Here is a 17,698-nt window from a genome sequence, read left to right on the forward strand (position 1 = left end):
TCATATATGGGGTCGAAATAGACAAAAACAATAAAAGCCCGAGCGACCACTGAAGGACTGGCTCGGGCTTTTATACATAACACTTATAAGCTTAACAAAAAATCTTAAATAAGCTATATAGCAACTAAGCGGCAGGACTGTTTGCTTCAATCAACGGCTTTAGCTCACCTGATTGATACATTTGTAAAATAATATCAGAACCACCCATTAGCTCACCATCAATCCACAGCTGTGGAAAGGTTGGCCAATTGGCAACTTTAGGCAAAGTCGCACGGATTTCTGGGTTCTCTAAAATATTAACAAACGCAAACGGGCGACCAATTTGAGTCAATACTTCAATAGAACGTGCTGAAAAACCACACTGTGGAAATTGTGGCGTGCCTTTCATGTAAATAATAACTTTATTGTCTTTAATTTGATCACGGATCAGCTGTTCAACATCGTTTGCAGCAGTATTTGGGGTTTGCTCAGTCATAAAAGCTCCTATTGATAAAGCGGTTCATTGAAAACAGTTATTTATATTAAAAATATAATTGAGTAAAGAGATGGCTGATACATGGGGTAGTCGTCACCATATTACAAGTATGATTATATATTGGTTAAACCAATAATGGTTAAACCTCAGCTATATGAGGAACTAATAATACCACGGCACTCGCCATGATGCCCTCTTGACGACCTGTAAAGCCCAATTTTTCAGTGGTCGTCGCTTTAACACTGATATTATTCACCGCTGTTTGTAAATCGCTGGCGATATTTTCACGCATGTCTTGACTGTGTGGCGCAAGTTTTGGACGTTCGCACATCACCGTAATATCAGCATTACCTAGCGTATAACCAGCTTCTTGTACCTTACCATAGACATAACGTAATAATACTCGTGAGTCCAAGCCAGCATGTGCTGCATCGGTATCAGGGAAGTGCTGACCGATATCACCCAGCGCAAGTGCACCAAGCAATGCATCAGCGAGCGCATGCAACACCACATCGCCATCAGAATGTGCCAATAGACTATGACTATGCGCAATAGGCACACCTGCTAATATGACATATTGCTGCTGCTGACCATTATTATGGAAAGCATGGACATCGATACCTTGACCAATTTTTATCATTATTATTCCAAATTAATTGAGCATGATTAAAATACTTCAAAACTACTATGGTTAGCTCGATATAATCCGGATACAGGGAAGCCAAGTCAAAGCACTACAAATAGTAGGCTGAGTGAGGCTGACACAGTATCCAGTTTATAGAGGATGAGCTATATCTGAATTTTTAAAGGTTTTTTGAAGGCAGTAAGCCGCCATAGGTCGCCACCAGTTTCAATTAACTGGTATAATATGACGCTTATTTTATCATAATACCGAATCCAAAAGATGAGGTGACAGTGTCAATTTGGTCAACTTACTAAATCTATTAGTTTTAGTAAGCAGTATCAGTTTGTAGGGTCATATCAAATTTTACATTAAGGTATAAATAGTTGAGCCGTCTTATGTCAGCCACCCAAAATACATCAAGCATACCCGTTTCTGATTCTTTCAGCGCCCAGCGTACTTTGACGCTTGCCGATATCGATAATCCTAGCAGCAAGCATGTGATTGTTGGTATGTCAGGTGGTGTCGATTCTTCTGTGTCTGCCGTCCTACTTCAGCAAGCAGGGTTTAAGGTAGAAGGCCTGTTTATGAAGAACTGGGAAGAAGATGATGGTACAGAATACTGTACAGCGATGGATGACTTAGCTGACGCACAATCAGTGTGCGATAAAATTGGCATCAAACTACATACTGCCAACTTTGCGATGGAGTATTGGGATCGCGTTTTTGAACACTTTTTAGCCGAATATAAAGCCGGTCGCACACCCAATCCTGATATTTTATGCAACAAAGAAATCAAATTCAAAGCATTTTTGGACTATGCATTGACTCTGGGTGCTGATTATATTGCGACTGGTCATTATACGCGCCGCAGTGTGAATTACACCAATGCTGATGGCGATGAAGTCGCTCAGCTATTACGTGGTCTGGATAATAATAAAGATCAAAGCTATTTCTTACATGCGGTAGGTGGTGATAAGCTTGCCAAGACGCTATTTCCAGTGGGTGAAATTGAAAAGCCTGTTGTTCGTCAAATTGCTGAAGAACATGGCCTAATTACTGCCAATAAAAAAGACTCTACAGGTATTTGCTTTATCGGTGAACGCCGTTTCAAAGACTTTTTACAACAGTACTTGCCTGCCCAAAAAGGCGATATTGTGACCGACGATGGGCATACTATCGGTACTCATGATGGTCTGATGTATTACACCTTAGGTCAGCGTGGCGGTATCGGTATCGGCGGTGTCAAAGATCGTCCTGAGGAGCCTTGGTTTGTACTGGCAAAAAATTTGGATAAAAATCAGTTGATCGTCGGTCAAGGACACGAACATCCAATGATGCTCAGTAATGAGCTGACGGCTTATAAAATGGATTGGGTAGATGGTTTGCCACCTAGCGATATTTTTAGTCTAAAAGGTTTACGCTGTATGGCCAAAGCACGCTATCGCCAGCTAGACCAAGCGTGTCGCGTTTTTGCGACAAGTGATGACGGAAGCGACGTCCGCGTTATATTTGATAAACCACAACGTGCCGTCACTCCCGGTCAGTCAGCCGTTTTTTATATCGATGATGTCTGTTTGGGTGGCGGTGTGATTGAATCTATCGATGCGCCATGTGGGTTTTAACTCACTCGATAGTCATCTAAATGGGCTACATCGTTTAATTTATTATCTTTTTTCTTTCATTTTTAATTCTCAACAACCATTTAAAGGATCATTATGACCACCTCTTTTTCTGCCTTGACAGCCCTTTCTCCAATCGACGGTCGTTACGCGTCTAAAGCCGACAGTTTACGTCCTTATTTATCTGAATTCGGTCTGATCAAAGCTCGCGTCACCGTTGAGATTCGCTGGTTGCAGTCATTGGCTGATAATAGCGCTATCGGCGAATTGGCAGCATTTGATGAGGCAACGAATGCTTTTTTAAATGCTATTGTTGATGATTTTAGTGAAGCAGATGCGCAAGCCATCAAAGACATCGAAGCCACGACCAATCACGATGTAAAAGCAGTTGAATACTTTATCAAAAACAAATTTCGTGGTCAGGACGCACTCATTGATTCACTAGAATTCATCCACTTTGCTTGTACCAGTGAAGACATAAACAACTTATCATATGCGTTGATGCTAAAAGACAGCCGCGAGATTGTGGTTGCTAAAATGCAGCAAGTAACCGATAGCATCGTTGATTTGGCCATCAATCATGCCGAGCAGCCTATGTTGTCGCGCACACATGGTCAGACAGCCAGCCCAACGACCCTTGGCAAAGAAATGGCAAACGTGGCCTATCGCCTAGCCCGCCAAATCAAACAAATTGGTCAAGTTGAGCTATTGGGTAAAATCAATGGTGCGGTTGGTAACTATAACGCTCATTTTTCAGCCTATCCTGATGTAGATTGGCAATCACATGCTGAAGCATTTATCAATCAGCGTTTGGAGCTAACCTTTAATCCTTACACCACTCAGATTGAGCCACACGATTATATCGCTGAGCTATTTGATGCGGTCAAACGCTTTAATACTATCTTGATCGATTTTAACCGTGATATTTGGCAATATATCAGCTTAGGCTATTTCAAACAGCGTCTAAAAGATGGCGAAGTGGGTTCTTCTACCATGCCGCATAAAGTCAACCCGATTGATTTTGAAAACTCTGAAGGTAACTTGGGCGTTGCCAATGCCATGTTGGCACATCTGGGTGAAAAGCTACCAATTTCACGTATGCAGCGTGATTTATCAGACTCAACCGTACTGCGTAATATCGGTGTTGGTCTGGCACAAAGCATGATCGCTTTTGATGCTTGCTTGAAAGGCGTTGGTAAACTTGAACTAAATGCACAGCGTTTGAATGACGACTTGAACAATGCACAAGAAGTATTGGCTGAGCCGATTCAAACCGTGATGCGTCGCTACCGTGTGGAAAACCCATATGAGAAGCTTAAAGCATTGACCCGTGGTAACGCCATGACTCGCGAAGCTATGCTAACGTTTGTTGAAAGTGATGAACTGTCTACCGTGAGCGACGCTGACAAAGCACGCCTACGTGACATGACACCAGCGACTTATATTGGTAATGCCACTGAGCAAGCCCTTACCATTAAAGATTGGATTGCCAAGCTTTAACCACCATTAGCCATTCGACTAATTACTAGGGCGTGTTCTCATTTTTATCACTATTTTTAAAATGAGAACACGCCCTAATAGCAAGCAAAAAGTAAGTGAGCAAAATGCAGCGAAATTTTAAATCTGTGGTTGTCAGTACTGTTGCGGTATTCATCGTAATGGTGCTGGCAAGTATTGAGCCTCTAGAATGGTCAAGCTACCTACTACATCAGTTGGGTACCTTGATTTTTTTAGGGTTGATGCTGCTAGCCTATCGCTATTGGCATATTAGCTCGCGCGCCTATACCCTCGCTTCGATATTTCTATTCATTCATATTATCGGTGCGCGTTATCTATACTCATATGTGCCCTATGATGATTGGACACAGCTCATATTTGGCGTCAGCTTAAACGATTTATTTGGTTGGCAGCGGAATATGTATGACAGGCTAGTACATTTTAGCTATGGGCTTTTGCTGTTCAGTGCGATGGTTGAGAGCTCAAAATTTATCTTTAAGATATCATCCATCAAACTTTTGATAGCCATTGCGCTCATGGTTAACATGTCATCCAGTTTGCTCTATGAGCTATTAGAATGGGGAATCGCCACCACCTTATCGCCAGAAGCAGCAGAAGCTTATAATGGTCAGCAAGGTGATGTTTGGGATGCCCACAAAGACATGGCATTAGCATTACTCGGTGGACTTATTGCTGCAAGTACTCTTTTATACCAAACTCGTAACGAGACAATAGAATTAGAATCACAAGCAAATCGTTAATACAAACCATAAACGAACAACGAATTAGTTATCTTCATCATCGCTATCACCCGGTATGATGGCTTTACCCACTGCAACCGTACCTTTCACCACACCTTTCGTGGTTTTGTAAGCGATTTTAGCAGGTACAGTCACAAGCTTATGTACACAGCCTTGTATTAAGAACACACTGGCAATAATGACGATAAAATGTAATTTTTTCATAAATTTCCTACCATTGATTGTATGCTCTGATAGTAATTATTATTAGCCATCAGATAGGTGATAATCATAAACTATTAAAACATTCCTATAAAGCAATCATCACCATTAATCTTATATCTATATAAAGACACGGATTTACTCATGAATTCTATACCTCTATGCTTGCCAGCCTCTATCACTGCTGAACAATTCCTAGCAGAATATTGGCAAAAAAAACCACTGCTGATCAAGCAAGGCTTGCCACAGCTGGTCGGCATGTTTGATCCTGATGATATGCTAGGCTTAGCGCTAGAAGAAGATGCTTCAGCACGCCTACTGACCCAGTCTGCAACCAAGACTGCTGGTCAACCACAGTGGCAGCTAAAAAAAAGCCCATTGACTGAAACAGATTTTGATAATTTACCTGAACAATGGACAGTTTTAGTACAGAATTTGGAACAATGGTCGCCTGAGCTGGGTCAATTGTGGCAAGCTTTTGAGTTTGTTCCGCAGTGGCAGCGTGACGACATTATGGTGTCGTATGCGCCCGAAGGCGGATCAGTAGGCAAACATTATGACGATTATGATGTGTTTTTGGCGCAAGGTTATGGTCATCGTCGTTGGCAGTTGGGGAAATTTTGTGATAAAGACACTGAGTTTGTCGCTGATGAGCCCATCAGACTCTTTGATGATATGGGTGACATTATATTTGATGAAGTCTTAGAAGCAGGTGATGTGCTTTATGTACCACCTAAATTATCACATTTTGGCATGGCACAAGATGATTGCCTGACCTTTTCGTTTGGTTGCCGTCGTCCCAATTTGATGCAAGTCATCGATAGCATGGCTGATATCGCAACCAACGACAGCGATTTATTCATACCAATGTTATTGCCACAAGCGCTACAAGCATCAGGTGAGCTACAAGCTGACAGTATCGAAGCCATTAAAAACCAATTATTGCAAATGCTGCAATCTGAACGTGGTGACAACATCATTCGTCAAGCAGTGTCTGAAGTGGTGAGCAAGCGTCAATATGATGTGCTCGTACCAGAAGAAACGTTGAATACGGACGAATTGATGCAAGCCTTGGCTGAAGGCGCAACACTGCAAGCCGACTATAATAATCGCTTAATCTACAGCCAAACTGATGATGGCATCCTACTATATGCAAACGGTCAACGTATTGATGGCCTAGATGATACCGCAACGGCGGTATTGATACGCTTGGCCAGTGGCGAGCATTTAACCAGTCAAGATGTCGCGGGTGTTGACATAGATGATTTAAGCGAATGGCTAGAAAACGGCTGGGTTTGGATCGATTATCCTGAATAACGATACAACCCTAACAAATGAAGTATCGTTAAAAAACACGCTCAAAGTCTGTTTATTAAAGCTATAAATAGACTTTGAGTCGCATTTAAACGATCTATACAGTTACCGATTTTTTATAACGATTCACGCCGGCGATAACGGTCTGCTCAATTACCCTGTCATCTCCCATCATCATCAATACAAACAATTGCTCTTCAAGTGACTTGGTATGCGTCATGCGCCGCTCAAGCAACTCCGTACCACCCATATTTATCACAACAAAATCAGCTTCTTTGTTCGGCATAAAATTACCGATTTTATCATCTAGTAATAATGACTGAGCATTGCCTAATGTAATTTGGTACAACCCTTGATGGGCTGATAATGGGTTTTTCTGTAGTTGCTGAACTTTATAAGCTTCTGATAAAGTCGCCAGCATCGATAAGCTGGTCCCTGCCCCTACTGTCAATTCCAACAATAGCTGTCATAATTAGAGCATTTTTTTTAGCCTGAAGCATATTGCTACCTAGAATAAATGTCATATATTACCAGTAATAGCTGTCATAAACTTACAAATTACCAGAAATAGGTGTCATAATGTTCAAACATCAAACTCGTAAGATAAAACCGACTAGACGCAGTGTTTCAGGTGTCATTTCTTACAAGAAAAAGCCACTTGCTTACGAATCGACTTTAGAAAGAGATTTTATCATCTATCATGCTTTTCGAGAGGACGTTAAGAACATAACCCCTCAGCCTGTGAAAATACCTTTTACTAAAAATGGTAGAACCTATCATTACACGCCTGACTACTATGTGGAACTAGATGCCAAATTAGGTAAGTCTTTTATTGCAGAGGTTAAGCCAAAAAGTGAGTGGAAACTAAACTGGCGGGACTGGTCTGATAAGTGGAAAGCAGCTAAGCGATACTGCAAAGAAAAAGGTGTTAGGTTCATCATATTCGATGAGGATAGGATTAGACATGAGGCTCTTGAAAATATCAACTTTCTGAGGGCTTATGAGTCCTTAAGCGTAAGTAAGGAAGAGATTGAAGTAATACTTGCTGATATCGAGCAACGTGGTATTACCACTGTTGACTACATCTTGGCGAGATACTTCAAATCAGCACTTTATCGGCCTGATGGACATGCACTAGTTTGGCACTTAATGGCAAATAAGCAAATCGGGTTTGATGTTTGGAGCGACGTTCGAGATCTGCAAATGGAGGTCTGGCATGTTGAATAATGAAGTAGTAACCAAACCAATAGGGTTAAGAATGAGCACTCATTTCGATACCAGTAGTCCATATAGTCGTGATCATATTCAAATGGTGCTTGGTGGCATTTATCGTAATAAAAGCGATGACGATGAATATCAGCTTATCGAATACCTTGATGACTTAAATCAGGCGGTGTTTAAAAACTTAAAAACACTGAGCAATCAGGTTTTATCCATCCATGACTTTGATAATGTAACTGATGGTGCAAATACTTCGTTTGTCATTGACCTTAATGACATTGGTGATGATGAGTGGCAAGAAGCTCAAAAGAAGTACCTAGCTATTACCCCACTCATTTTGGAAGACGACTGGTATGGTGAGGATCACTATCGAGGTGAGCAAGGCTATATAAGAAGAGCCGAGGAAGTAGGTGTTTCCACTCGTACTCTTAGACGATGGGTTGATTCTTATCAATCAACAGGATCAATCGGCTCTTTAATTGACCAAAAAAGAGGGTGGAGAAAAGGGGCTAAACGTCTAGATGACAATATAGAAAACATCATTGGCGATGTCATTAATGACTTCTACCTTACGGTTCAAAGACCTAATGTACAGGCTACTATCAGAGAGATCTTTAGGCGTTGTCACTTAGAGGGGATCGATAAACCTAGTAAGAATACCATCCGTAACCGTATCAGCGAGATTAAAGAAAAAGACTTATTGCGCGGTCGTGGTCAAAGAAAGCGTGCTAAACAAAAATTTACCCCTAAAGCAGGGCAATTTCCTGATGCCAAATACCCTCTTAGTGTTATTCAGATAGACCATACACCAGTAGATTTAATATTGGTTGATGACAAGCATAGAAAGCCTATTGGTAGGCCATTCATTACAGTGGCTATTGATGTTTATAGTCGCATGGTCACAGGCTACTACATATCATTAGATGCACCCTCTGTTACCTCAGTGAGCATGTGCATCTCACGAAGTATTTTACCAAAAGATGAGTTGTTGCTTGAGTTTGGATTATCCGATGTGAAATGGAATGTCTTTGGTGTGCCAAAGAAAATTCATGTTGATAATGGATCGGATTTTAGAGCGCAAAGCTTGCAAAAATCTTGCGCCTTTCATGGTATTAATCTTGAATTTAGACCAGTAGCAAGACCTGAGTACGGTGGTCATATTGAGCGATTGATTGGCACTATGATGAAGCGTGTTCATGAATTGCCGGGCACTACATTCTCTAATATCAAAGAAAAAGACGAATACAACTCTGAAAAGCATGCCAGTTTGACCTTGCATGAGTTTGAAACGTGGTTTCTTACCTATGTCACAATGGATTATCACGAAAGCATACATTCAAGTATTGATCGCAGCCCTAAAGAACAATGGCGTATCGGTATATATGGTGATGGCTTTGAGAGTGGTGTTGGGTTGCCATCCATTCCATCAGACCCTCATACACTGGTACTAGATTTTATGCCTAGTATTGATCGTACCATTCAAAGAAATGGCGCAACAATAGATGGCTTGCAGTATTACGATGCTTGTTTAAACAACTTCATTAATCATACGGACGATAATGGTAATAAGACTAAATTTATCTTTAGACAAGATCCGAGGGATATTACTCGAATATGGTTTTATGACCCTGAGTTACTACAATACTTTCCTGTGCCGCTGGCAAATCAAGTTCTGCCACCTATTAGCCTTTGGGAATATAAGAGTATTTATAAACAAGTTAAGCAGGAGTCAGGAACCGTTAACGAGGCGCTGATATACCAAGCATTACAAGACATGCAAACCCTAGTTGATGAGTCTAAAAGTGCAACAAAAAAAATGCGTAGAAGTGAGCAGCGTAAAAAAGCCCACATTAAATCGCAGGTAATGTATGAGCAGTTGAAAACAGACGAGAGTGAAGAGGTAGTTGTATTAAATGATTTGCCCGAATCAACTAGGGTTTTAAGTAAAAGCGTAAACCTTGATGAGTCTGATGACAACGATGACGACCTATACTTTGAGGATATTGACTGATGAGCGAATCTCTATATACCCACATTCATGAGAAGTTTAGGCATATCGCTCATCTACCCGATAAACAGAGGATCGAATTTATCTATTCTCCAAGATGGGTAGGTTACAGCACTGCTAATGAGATTATTGATGTTATGCAGGGGCTGATGAATCATGTAAAGCAGCATCGTATGCCAAACTTGCTACTTATTGGTGATTCCAATAATGGCAAAACCACAATCATAAACCGTTTTTATGACAAGTTTGGAGATAACTATACGGCTGATGAGGAATTAATCATTCCTCTGATCAAAATACAAGCACCTCCAACTGCCAGTGAGAAGGATTTGTATATCTCTATTATTGAAGCGTTTCAGTTACCATACAGACCCACCGATGCTGCTAGTAAATTGAGATACCAAGTTGTTAACGCCTTTAGACACACCAACGTCAAAATGCTCATTATCGATGAAGTCCACTCAATGCTCACGGGTACTGCTAGACAGCAACGAGCCATCATGAATGTCATTAAATTCTTATGCAACGAGCTACTCATGCCTATCGTGCTATGTGGCACTAAAGACGCTATTCGCATTCTACATACTGATCCGCAACACGCCAGTCGCTTCGATGTAGCTGAACTGTCTTTGTGGCGCAACGATAAAGAGTTTAAACGTCTGGTTGGTAGTTTTGAGAAGATTTTACCGCTTAAAAGGCCCTCTAAACTTATTGAGACTGAAAAAGTCAATCTAATATACAGCATTAGCACAGGCAACCTTGGTGATGTTAAGCGCTTAATTAATGATTGTGCTATTAGCGCTATTGAATCAGGTGAAGAAGAAATTACCGTTGAGAACATTAGGGGTAAGTCATGTTTAAAACCAACCAAGGGGCTACGCAAAATTATTGGGTAAAACCACTAACTTTTGCCACACCTTTTTTATATGGTGAGAGCTTAACGTCATGGTTGGTACGCGCCGCGCTTAAGCATGGCTGTAGTCCTTTGACCTTTACTTACTATTATTGGCCCCAGTATCGGATATGGACGTATGACGCTGATAAAGGCTTTAATCATTTTGACGAGCAAATAATTTCTGATATAGCGGTGCTAACAGGTCATAACGTCGATACTTTTGATGATCAGATACTCATTGATTTCTCAAAGGACACATCCGTTGTATTAGATAAAAAAACACCCTTACAATGGACAGCACCTTTATCAAAACGCAACCGCTATTCGAGACTAGGCTATCCTTATTGCCCTGATTGCATGGAGGACGATAAGGAGGCTTACCTTAAATTGCAGTGGCGCTTCACATGGTCTGTCTGCTGCGCTAAGCATAAGACATTTCTACAAGTAGACTGTGGACACTGTAATCAGCCCTACCAACCCCAGCTTTTAAGCCCAGAGCAGCAGTTTATCAATCGCTGTCATGCCTGTTATGATAAGTTGGATCAAGCTATATCAGGTATTAAGCCAAGCGAAACTCTTTATGAGTTTCAGAAGCTTGCGGATCAGGCCTTTTTTAGCAAGCAAGGCATTGTTTTAGGGCAAGTGGTTAGCATGTGTCAGTGGTTTGAGTACCTGTTATTTTTAATTAATCTGATTAGACGAGGACTGAAAAACCCTAACTATATGTTTGGCAAGCTTATCGCTGCATTAGGAATTGATACTACTACACTATCCCTACCTAAAACAGCGCTTAGGTTTGACTACCTACCAGTTGATGAGAGAACAGTACTACTTGAATGCGCCTATCACTTACTACAGGTAGATACTGATAATTGGATCAAGGTCTGCTTAGATCTTGATATCACCCAAAATAGCTTTCAGTGGTCGAAAAGTACAATTACCCCTAAAGCTTTTAGTGATGTATATGATCAACTCCATAGAGTACCTACACGGCGGTATGAGGTGCAGTCAGAAGATATAAAGCCTGCCTCACCTGAAGTTGTGATGGCGTCATGGAATAGACTCAAGCGAAAGATGCAGATGAGGGAGAATTATGATAAACATAAAAAAAGCTAAGCATCGATGCGACTCCTGCGGTAATAAAGATGTTGAAATAAAAAGACGCTATAAAAACGATACTTACTGCGCGAATTGTTATCGGATATGGTTTATCAGAAAGCCTTGCAGTCAGTGCGGCGAGATAAATCGTCTGCACAAAAAAGAGGCTTTTGCCGTCTGTCGCGCTTGCCGTATGAATCAGCCTTGCACTCGTTGTGGTGGCGAGGCGGTTAAGGATGGAGCCAATACGGAATACGGGCGGGTGTGCCAAACCTGTTATCAGGGCTATTTTAAGACCAAAAAACAGTGTTTTGAGTGCGGTAAGTTTGAAAGAGGGGTTTGTAGCTATTCAAAGTTGTCTCATGATCATGGGGTATGCGTAAGCTGCTACCAAAGTCATTTTAGAGAAACTTGTCCTCTTTGTCACAAATATAGAGAGCTTGTCACTACTGATACAGGTGTTATGTGTCGCAAATGCCATGAGTTCGGTGAGATACCCTGCAAGAGTTGCCATAAGCTTATGCCTGCTGGTATGGGTAAAAAATGTGATAGTTGTTATTGGTCACAGAGACTCAAGCATGAGGCCGAGATTAATACTTATCTTTTGACTGATGGTGTGATGAGACAAGCTTACACTGCTTTCACAATATGGTTTGAGGCTGAGCTTGATAGCAAGACTGCTGCGCTTAAACATCATAACTATATCGATTTCTTTGTTCGCTGTGATGGGTTATGGGGCGTGATACCCGATTATGAATCATTGGTGAATGAGTTTAAGCCTAATGGTCTGCGTAAGTATCTAACAGCACTACGATGGCTGATCAAGACCAAGCAAGTTGTAGTAGACCCTAAGATTAAAAATCAGATTGTAGAGGAGGAGCGTATTGTTAGTCTTTTGGCTAAACTTGATGGTGATGCACCTCGCTGCATCAGTGAATACCATACATACTTAGAGCAGAAACTACTCAATGGCAAAACATCGCTTAAATCAGTCAGGTTGGCCTTGCAGCCTGCAATAGACCTATGTACTCAATTTAGACTTGAAGGCTCAAATACGCCAAATCAGGAACAAATAGACGGGTATTTGTTGATTAAGCAAGGTCAACGTAATGCGCTTTATGGTTTCGTGATGTTTTTGAATAAAAAATGTGGGTCAAGCTTAGTTTGTGTAAAACCCTCTAGAGATGCGGTTTTAAAAGCCAATCGAAGTGAGATCGAAAGGCAACTGATGGCGCTCAATAATCAGTCTAAGCCATTATCGGACAAAGATCAGTTAATATGGTTGCAGCTTGGTATGGCGTATTTTCACAATACTCAAATTAGTCTTAAGACATTAGCAACCATAACTATAAAACATGGAGGCGACGAAATGAATATTTTAACTTATAAAAAGCAAGACTATTGGATACCAAAATATATAGCTTGAGTCTAAAGCTAAAACCCTGACTAGGTACTAATATAATATAAGTATGATAATACTACTGGATAGAACAAAAAATTATGTAGAAAAAACGGCCTCGAAAAGTAAGTTTGAATGGACGGAAAGCACTTGAAATTCTATGACTGGATGTACAAAAGTGCCAGCAGGATGTAAATATTGCTATGCTGAAGTTATGGCTAAAAAATTAAAGGCGATGGGAACCCTTCTTTTTTTGGAAAGCAAGTGCCTAAAAATGCGTGGCTAGGTGTGTCGGTAGAAAATGAAAAACCTGATGTACCACGTATAGACCATTTAAGGCGTGTTGATGCTACCATTCGATTCTTATCTGCTGAACCACTACTTGAAAATGTAGTGCAACTAAATCTCGAAGACATACATTGGGTAATCGCAGGTGGTGAGTCAGGAGCAAAAACTCGCCCTATGAATAAAGAGTGGGCTGAATCTATCCAATTACAATGCTAAGTGGCGGATATTGCATTTTTCTTTAAGCAATGGGGTGGTTGGGGAGCAGACAGTGTTAAACGGTCTAAACAGTTCAATGGTAGAGAGCTAAATGGAAGGACTTGGGATGGAATGCCTAAATTATAAATTTAACCAGCATTAATCGACAATCTATATCAACAATAGTACAATCCAAGCACTACAGATACTATCTAACCAACTATTAAGGACACTCCCATGCGCACCATCGCCATCCACACCCCCTTTGGTCGCGCGTTATCCTTTGTTGAATTAAAGGGAGTGGAAGCCCTCTCCAGTCTCTATGAGTATCGCCTTGTTCTCACCAGTAAAAATCCCAACCTAGCCGCTACCGACATCATCGGCCAAACTATCGCCGTCACCATCGACACCAAAGGCGGCGAGCGGGTTTTAAACGGTCTGGTTACCGACTTTGGCTACCTTAGTGAAGATGAGGACGAACAAAGCTATCATCTCTACACTTGCATCATGCGCCCTAACATGTGGTATCTCACCCAGCGTCATGACAGCCGCGTCTTTGTTGACAAAGACATCCTTGAGATTACCCGCACCATCCTAGATGAGTTTGGCTTCCCCTATGAGATACAGTGCTTAAACAGCTACCGCAAGTACGGCCATAGCACCCAGTATCAAGAAACCAGCTTTAACTATCTCAACCGACTGTTTGAACAAGAAGGCCTGTACTACTACTTCACCCATACCGAGGGTAACAACACCCTCATCATCGTCGATGACAATAGCGCCCATAGCCCCATTCAAGGCCGCGCCACCATACCCTATCACTCAGCCGTCACCCCAGGCACCCCCGACAAGAACTACATTGATGTGTGGCAACAAAGTGACCGCTTAGCTACTAAAAAGATGAGTGTCAACGACCACAGCTACAAGCTGGCTAACCGCAAACTTGATTACAACATGAGCACCCATGAGCTTGGTGGTATTACCACCGAGCACTATGACTTCTATACTGGCTTTGCGACCAAAGACGATGCCGCAAGCTACGCGCAAGTGCGTAGTCAAGACTACAACGCCCAAAGCAAACGCGTGAATGCGGCAGGTAACGTGCTCACCATCGCCCCAGGCCATACTTTTACTCTAAGCCGTCATCCGCACGATGCCGCTAATACCGAACACCTCATCATCCATAGCGAATACGACTTTAAAGAGGCCGGCTATGCCAGTGGCACCGAACAATCCCATTACCGTATCAGCTTCACCGCCATACCGATAAGCTACCAGTACCGTGCGCCAAGAGTCACGCCTAAACCGCAAATCATTGGTAGTCAAGCGGCTACGGTTACCGGCCCTGCCGGAGAAGAAGTCCACACCAATGGGTATGGCGATATAAAGGTACAGTTCCACTGGGACAGATACGGTCCTAAGAACCAGAAAAGCTCAGACTGGATACGCGTCGCCCAAGGATCAGCAGGGGGCAGCTTTGGCTCCATCAACACCCCGCGTATAGGGGAGGAAGTCCTCATTGACTTTATCAACGGCGACTCAGACCGTCCCATTGTCATCGGCAGGTTATACAACAGCGCCAACCCGCCACCATGGGGCTACCCGCAAGCGGCTAAGCAATCAGGCATCAAATCCAAAAGCTTTAACTCCCCGCTCGATAACTACAATGAGCTCATGTTCAATGATGATGCTGGCTTTGAGCTGGTCAACTTGCAGGCCCAGCGCGATCTTAACTCACTGATCAAGAACGATGAGACCCGCAGAGTCAACCGCGACCGAACAACGACGATTGATAAAGACGAGACCGTCACGGTTCATGGAAAGCGTACTGAGATCGTCGATCTTGATGAGCACATCACCATCCACAAGAACCGCACTGAGATCGTCGACTTGGATGAAACCATTACCATCCATAAGAACCGACAAGAGCGCGTTGATGAGAATGAGACTATTAGTATTGGGGGGAATAGAGATGAGACGGTTAAAAAGAATGAGTCTATATCAGTGTCAGGCAAGCGCAAGCTGAGCGTCAAAAAGAATCAGTCGATTACCGTGAATGGTATGCAGACAGAAACAGTAAGACTCGCCTCTATTCAAAATGTCGGCTTAGCTAAGATGACCAACGTAGGCGCAGGGTATAGCATTAATGTGGCAGGCTTTACCTCTATTGTCACAGGTGCAAAACGTAATGACACTACAGCACAGACTCATGAGATGAGCGCAGGAAAAGACTTTACTATACAAGCAGGTGACGTGATAGAACTAAAAGTAGGTAAGAGTGTGCTGCGCATGGATAAATCAGGCAAAGTTACTATTCAAGGCACAGAGTTTGTCTTCGAAGCCACAGGCCCTGTGCAAATCACAGGTAAAGATGTCGATCTGAACTAAAAAGGCATCATTATGGAATTTACCAACCTTACGCCCTTTAGCACTTTAAACTATCTTGGCTACGATACTCATGATCAAGAGTATGAAGTCGTGACGATGTGCGCACAGTATAAGCTAATACCCAGTAATCAAGAGATAGCAGATAGTAAAGACTTCAAGCAAATACAAACGGTTTACATCGCAGAGGTCAATGATGACGACCCTATTAATCTTTGCATGGCAGACGAGTTTTATGATGAGCCTGGTACTAGCAGCATCGTACAAGAGAGCGATATTATCCCCTTCAAGCCTAAATGTGATGTACTCGTCCAAGGTCACGCTTATGCTAGTAAACCCTCTCAAGGGTTTAAAGCGTCTATTGCTCTCTACAGACAGGCAGATGATACGCTAGACTCACCTCTTAAAGAGCTACTAAGTAAAGAGATTTGGCTCACAGGCTCAAGGCAGTGGCAGCATACAGGTAGTCGTAGCCATATTGACTCTATTCAATTTACCGATGAATATAGTTTAACAGCGGTAACCCACACACAAAAAGTACCACTCAGGTATGAGTATACCTTAGGGGGCAGCTGTCAAGCGACTCATCTTAAAAATATAGACAACAGCAGTAAAAAAGATAGCAATGAAGACGATGACAAAAACAGTCTTAAGCAAAGTTATCATGAAGTCTGCTATAGCAATCCGATAGGTAGAGGCTGGTTTGAGCAGGGCTACTTTAGTAAGCTAAGAGAGTACAAGCACAGCTTACCAGAATTCTTTCCAGTACCGCAGATTATGCCTAAAGGTGTTATCTATGAGACGCCGCTGATAACCAAGCAACAAGGGGCAATGACTGCGTTTGAGATGGCAGAGCTGGACTATCAAGGAGCGCCTGCAGGTCTCAGTGCCTTGCATCGATCTTGGGCACCAAGGCTTGCAAAGGCGGGTACTTATGATGAGCAGTGGCTAGAGAACCGCCATCCTAATTTGCCCAAAGACTTTGACTTTGGCTACTGGAACTGTGCCCCTGAGGATCAGCAAATCGACTATCCTGATTTAACTAAGCCGCATACTTTATTAGTCAATAATTTGACCGAAGGCGGTGGTCAACAGCTCATTCTACTACCACGGCATCGAGCTTTTGTGTTAGCTAGTATTGATTATGAGCATCAAGTAAAGCCTATGAGCTTAGATACACTGATTTTTAATACTGACAATATGTCATTGAAATTAGTTTGGCGGTTGTTTTTACCTACTAATTTAAACCCGACTAAGTTAGAAGTTAGATTCACTACCGACCCTGATGAGCCATATATTACTTACGAAGATCCAGAAAGCCTTCGAGCGAGAGCATTAGCTATATGGAATGAAAACTATGCCAAATAATACAATAGCGAAGAAGCAATCAGGCTGGACTGTAGTATCAACGCTACCTGATGTATGTAAAACGCCTATGGGTAGTAGTATGGTGCCTGTTCCTTATCCAGTGACGGCCAAACTTATAAACTCAAGTAATGTCTCACCAAATGTCCGCTCTAACGATCACCCTGTATTTTTATTCGATGCAAGTACAGTAGTCAAAACGATTGGCGATGAAGCAGGTGTCGGTAAAGGGGTTAAGAGTGGCACAGTAAGTGGTAAATGTTATCCCATTGAACATAGTAGTACAGTGCGAGCCAATGGCAAGTATGTGGTTAGACACAGAGACAAATTTGGGATGAATGGGTAATAAATT

The 17,698-nt window shown here is 42.1% G+C and carries 17 protein-coding genes and 1 pseudogene; 14 read left to right on the forward strand and 4 right to left on the reverse strand.

Annotated features, from left to right (window positions below; all coding sequences use genetic code 11):
• Positions 1-124 precede the first annotated feature (124 nt).
• Positions 125-475: a Grx4 family monothiol glutaredoxin gene (gene grxD / locus EI164_RS03415; protein ID WP_192518599.1), complete on the reverse strand. Its 351-nt coding sequence runs from the start codon at positions 473-475 to the stop codon at positions 125-127.
• A 139-nt stretch (positions 476-614) separates the two neighbouring features.
• Positions 615-1,115 carry a 2-C-methyl-D-erythritol 2,4-cyclodiphosphate synthase gene (ispF, locus tag EI164_RS03420; protein ID WP_192518600.1) on the reverse strand — a complete coding sequence of 167 codons (501 nt, stop codon included), beginning with the start codon at positions 1,113-1,115 and terminating at the stop codon, positions 615-617.
• Positions 1,116-1,495: 380 nt separating this feature from the next.
• Between ispF and mnmA the strand changes: the two genes are divergently transcribed.
• The 3 genes from mnmA to EI164_RS03435 all read left to right on the forward strand — a co-directional run bounded on the left by mnmA (position 1,496) and on the right by EI164_RS03435 (position 4,977).
• Positions 1,496-2,722 (forward strand): tRNA 2-thiouridine(34) synthase MnmA, encoded by a 1,227-nt coding sequence (mnmA, locus tag EI164_RS03425; RefSeq protein WP_192518601.1) that lies wholly within the window; start codon positions 1,496-1,498, stop codon positions 2,720-2,722.
• 93 nt (positions 2,723-2,815) lie between these two features.
• Entirely contained in the window at positions 2,816-4,219 is a 1,404-nt protein-coding gene (purB, locus tag EI164_RS03430; protein ID WP_192518602.1) for an adenylosuccinate lyase, read from the forward strand.
• A 104-nt stretch (positions 4,220-4,323) separates the two neighbouring features.
• Positions 4,324-4,977, forward strand: coding sequence for a DUF2238 domain-containing protein (locus EI164_RS03435; protein ID WP_192518603.1), 654 nt, complete (start codon positions 4,324-4,326; stop codon positions 4,975-4,977).
• A gap of 24 nt (positions 4,978-5,001) precedes the next feature.
• On the opposite strand, the gene EI164_RS03440 is transcribed toward EI164_RS03435, so the two are convergent.
• Positions 5,002-5,181 carry an NF038104 family lipoprotein gene (locus tag EI164_RS03440; protein WP_192518604.1) on the reverse strand — a complete coding sequence of 60 codons (180 nt, stop codon included), beginning with the start codon at positions 5,179-5,181 and terminating at the stop codon, positions 5,002-5,004.
• A 141-nt stretch (positions 5,182-5,322) separates the two neighbouring features.
• Here EI164_RS03440 and EI164_RS03445 point away from each other — a divergent pair, with 141 nt between their 5' ends.
• On the forward strand, positions 5,323-6,495 hold the full coding sequence (locus tag EI164_RS03445; RefSeq protein ID WP_192518605.1) for a cupin domain-containing protein: 1,173 nt from the start codon (positions 5,323-5,325) through the stop codon (positions 6,493-6,495).
• 94 nt (positions 6,496-6,589) lie between these two features.
• Here EI164_RS03445 and EI164_RS03450 read toward each other — a convergent pair whose 3' ends face one another.
• Positions 6,590-6,952: an amidohydrolase family protein gene (locus EI164_RS03450; RefSeq protein WP_318779514.1), complete on the reverse strand. Its 363-nt coding sequence runs from the start codon at positions 6,950-6,952 to the stop codon at positions 6,590-6,592.
• 119 nt (positions 6,953-7,071) lie between these two features.
• On the opposite strand from EI164_RS03450, the gene EI164_RS03455 reads away from it, so the two are divergent.
• The 10 genes and pseudogenes from EI164_RS03455 to EI164_RS03495 all read left to right on the forward strand — a co-directional run bounded on the left by EI164_RS03455 (position 7,072) and on the right by EI164_RS03495 (position 17,692).
• Positions 7,072-7,719, forward strand: coding sequence for a TnsA endonuclease N-terminal domain-containing protein (locus tag EI164_RS03455; protein WP_192518606.1), 648 nt, complete (start codon positions 7,072-7,074; stop codon positions 7,717-7,719).
• Complete coding sequence (locus tag EI164_RS03460) at positions 7,709-9,724, forward strand: Mu transposase C-terminal domain-containing protein (RefSeq protein WP_192518607.1); 2,016 nt, start codon at positions 7,709-7,711, stop codon at positions 9,722-9,724. Before EI164_RS03455 ends, EI164_RS03460 begins: the two co-directional genes overlap by 11 nt.
• On the forward strand, positions 9,724-10,617 hold the full coding sequence (locus tag EI164_RS03465) for a TniB family NTP-binding protein (RefSeq protein WP_192518608.1): 894 nt from the start codon (positions 9,724-9,726) through the stop codon (positions 10,615-10,617). Before EI164_RS03460 ends, EI164_RS03465 begins: the two co-directional genes overlap by 1 nt.
• The gene (locus tag EI164_RS03470; protein ID WP_192518609.1) at positions 10,575-11,732 is read left to right on the forward strand and encodes a TniQ family protein; all 1,158 of its coding nucleotides are present in this window, start codon (positions 10,575-10,577) and stop codon (positions 11,730-11,732) included. Before EI164_RS03465 ends, EI164_RS03470 begins: the two co-directional genes overlap by 43 nt.
• On the forward strand, positions 11,710-13,140 hold the full coding sequence (locus EI164_RS03475) for a hypothetical protein (protein ID WP_192518610.1): 1,431 nt from the start codon (positions 11,710-11,712) through the stop codon (positions 13,138-13,140). Before EI164_RS03470 ends, EI164_RS03475 begins: the two co-directional genes overlap by 23 nt.
• Positions 13,141-13,273: 133 nt before the next feature.
• Entirely contained in the window at positions 13,274-13,399 is a 126-nt protein-coding gene (locus tag EI164_RS17460; RefSeq protein WP_225739088.1) for a DUF5131 family protein, read from the forward strand.
• Positions 13,378-13,743: pseudogene (locus EI164_RS03480) on the forward strand (DUF5131 family protein). The gene EI164_RS17460 and the pseudogene EI164_RS03480 overlap by 22 nt, the downstream one beginning before the upstream one ends.
• 90 nt (positions 13,744-13,833) lie before the next feature.
• Positions 13,834-15,984 (forward strand): type VI secretion system Vgr family protein, encoded by a 2,151-nt coding sequence (locus EI164_RS03485; protein ID WP_192518611.1) that lies wholly within the window; start codon positions 13,834-13,836, stop codon positions 15,982-15,984.
• A 12-nt stretch (positions 15,985-15,996) separates the two neighbouring features.
• The gene (locus EI164_RS03490) at positions 15,997-17,349 is read left to right on the forward strand and encodes a DUF2169 domain-containing protein (RefSeq protein ID WP_192518612.1); all 1,353 of its coding nucleotides are present in this window, start codon (positions 15,997-15,999) and stop codon (positions 17,347-17,349) included.
• Positions 17,339-17,692, forward strand: coding sequence for a DUF4150 domain-containing protein (locus tag EI164_RS03495; RefSeq protein ID WP_192518613.1), 354 nt, complete (start codon positions 17,339-17,341; stop codon positions 17,690-17,692). Before EI164_RS03490 ends, EI164_RS03495 begins: the two co-directional genes overlap by 11 nt.
• Positions 17,693-17,698: the final 6 nt, after the last annotated feature.

This window comes from Psychrobacter sp. FME13 (assembly GCF_014861395.1).
Lineage (GTDB): Bacteria > Pseudomonadota > Gammaproteobacteria > Pseudomonadales > Moraxellaceae > Psychrobacter.

What these genes read in the sequence shown, in the direction of transcription:
- EI164_RS03445 (WP_192518605.1), top strand. Translation starts at nt 5,323, where the DNA reads ATGAATTCTATACCTCTATGCTTGCCAGCCTCTATCACTGCTGAACAA.
- ispF (WP_192518600.1), bottom strand. Translation starts at nt 1,115, where the DNA reads ATGATAAAAATTGGTCAAGGTATCGATGTCCATGCTTTCCATAATAAT.
- EI164_RS03470 (WP_192518609.1), top strand. Translation starts at nt 10,575, where the DNA reads ATGTTTAAAACCAACCAAGGGGCTACGCAAAATTATTGGGTAAAACCA.
- EI164_RS03455 (WP_192518606.1), top strand. Translation starts at nt 7,072, where the DNA reads ATGTTCAAACATCAAACTCGTAAGATAAAACCGACTAGACGCAGTGTT.
- purB (WP_192518602.1), top strand. Translation starts at nt 2,816, where the DNA reads ATGACCACCTCTTTTTCTGCCTTGACAGCCCTTTCTCCAATCGACGGT.
- mnmA (WP_192518601.1), top strand. Translation starts at nt 1,496, where the DNA reads ATGTCAGCCACCCAAAATACATCAAGCATACCCGTTTCTGATTCTTTC.
- EI164_RS03460 (WP_192518607.1), top strand. Translation starts at nt 7,709, where the DNA reads ATGTTGAATAATGAAGTAGTAACCAAACCAATAGGGTTAAGAATGAGC.
- grxD (WP_192518599.1), bottom strand. Translation starts at nt 475, where the DNA reads ATGACTGAGCAAACCCCAAATACTGCTGCAAACGATGTTGAACAGCTG.
- EI164_RS17460 (WP_225739088.1), top strand. Translation starts at nt 13,274, where the DNA reads ATGACTGGATGTACAAAAGTGCCAGCAGGATGTAAATATTGCTATGCT.
- EI164_RS03495 (WP_192518613.1), top strand. Translation starts at nt 17,339, where the DNA reads ATGCCAAATAATACAATAGCGAAGAAGCAATCAGGCTGGACTGTAGTA.
- EI164_RS03475 (WP_192518610.1), top strand. Translation starts at nt 11,710, where the DNA reads ATGATAAACATAAAAAAAGCTAAGCATCGATGCGACTCCTGCGGTAAT.
- EI164_RS03465 (WP_192518608.1), top strand. Translation starts at nt 9,724, where the DNA reads ATGAGCGAATCTCTATATACCCACATTCATGAGAAGTTTAGGCATATC.
- EI164_RS03490 (WP_192518612.1), top strand. Translation starts at nt 15,997, where the DNA reads ATGGAATTTACCAACCTTACGCCCTTTAGCACTTTAAACTATCTTGGC.
- EI164_RS03440 (WP_192518604.1), bottom strand. Translation starts at nt 5,181, where the DNA reads ATGAAAAAATTACATTTTATCGTCATTATTGCCAGTGTGTTCTTAATA.
- EI164_RS03435 (WP_192518603.1), top strand. Translation starts at nt 4,324, where the DNA reads ATGCAGCGAAATTTTAAATCTGTGGTTGTCAGTACTGTTGCGGTATTC.
- EI164_RS03485 (WP_192518611.1), top strand. Translation starts at nt 13,834, where the DNA reads ATGCGCACCATCGCCATCCACACCCCCTTTGGTCGCGCGTTATCCTTT.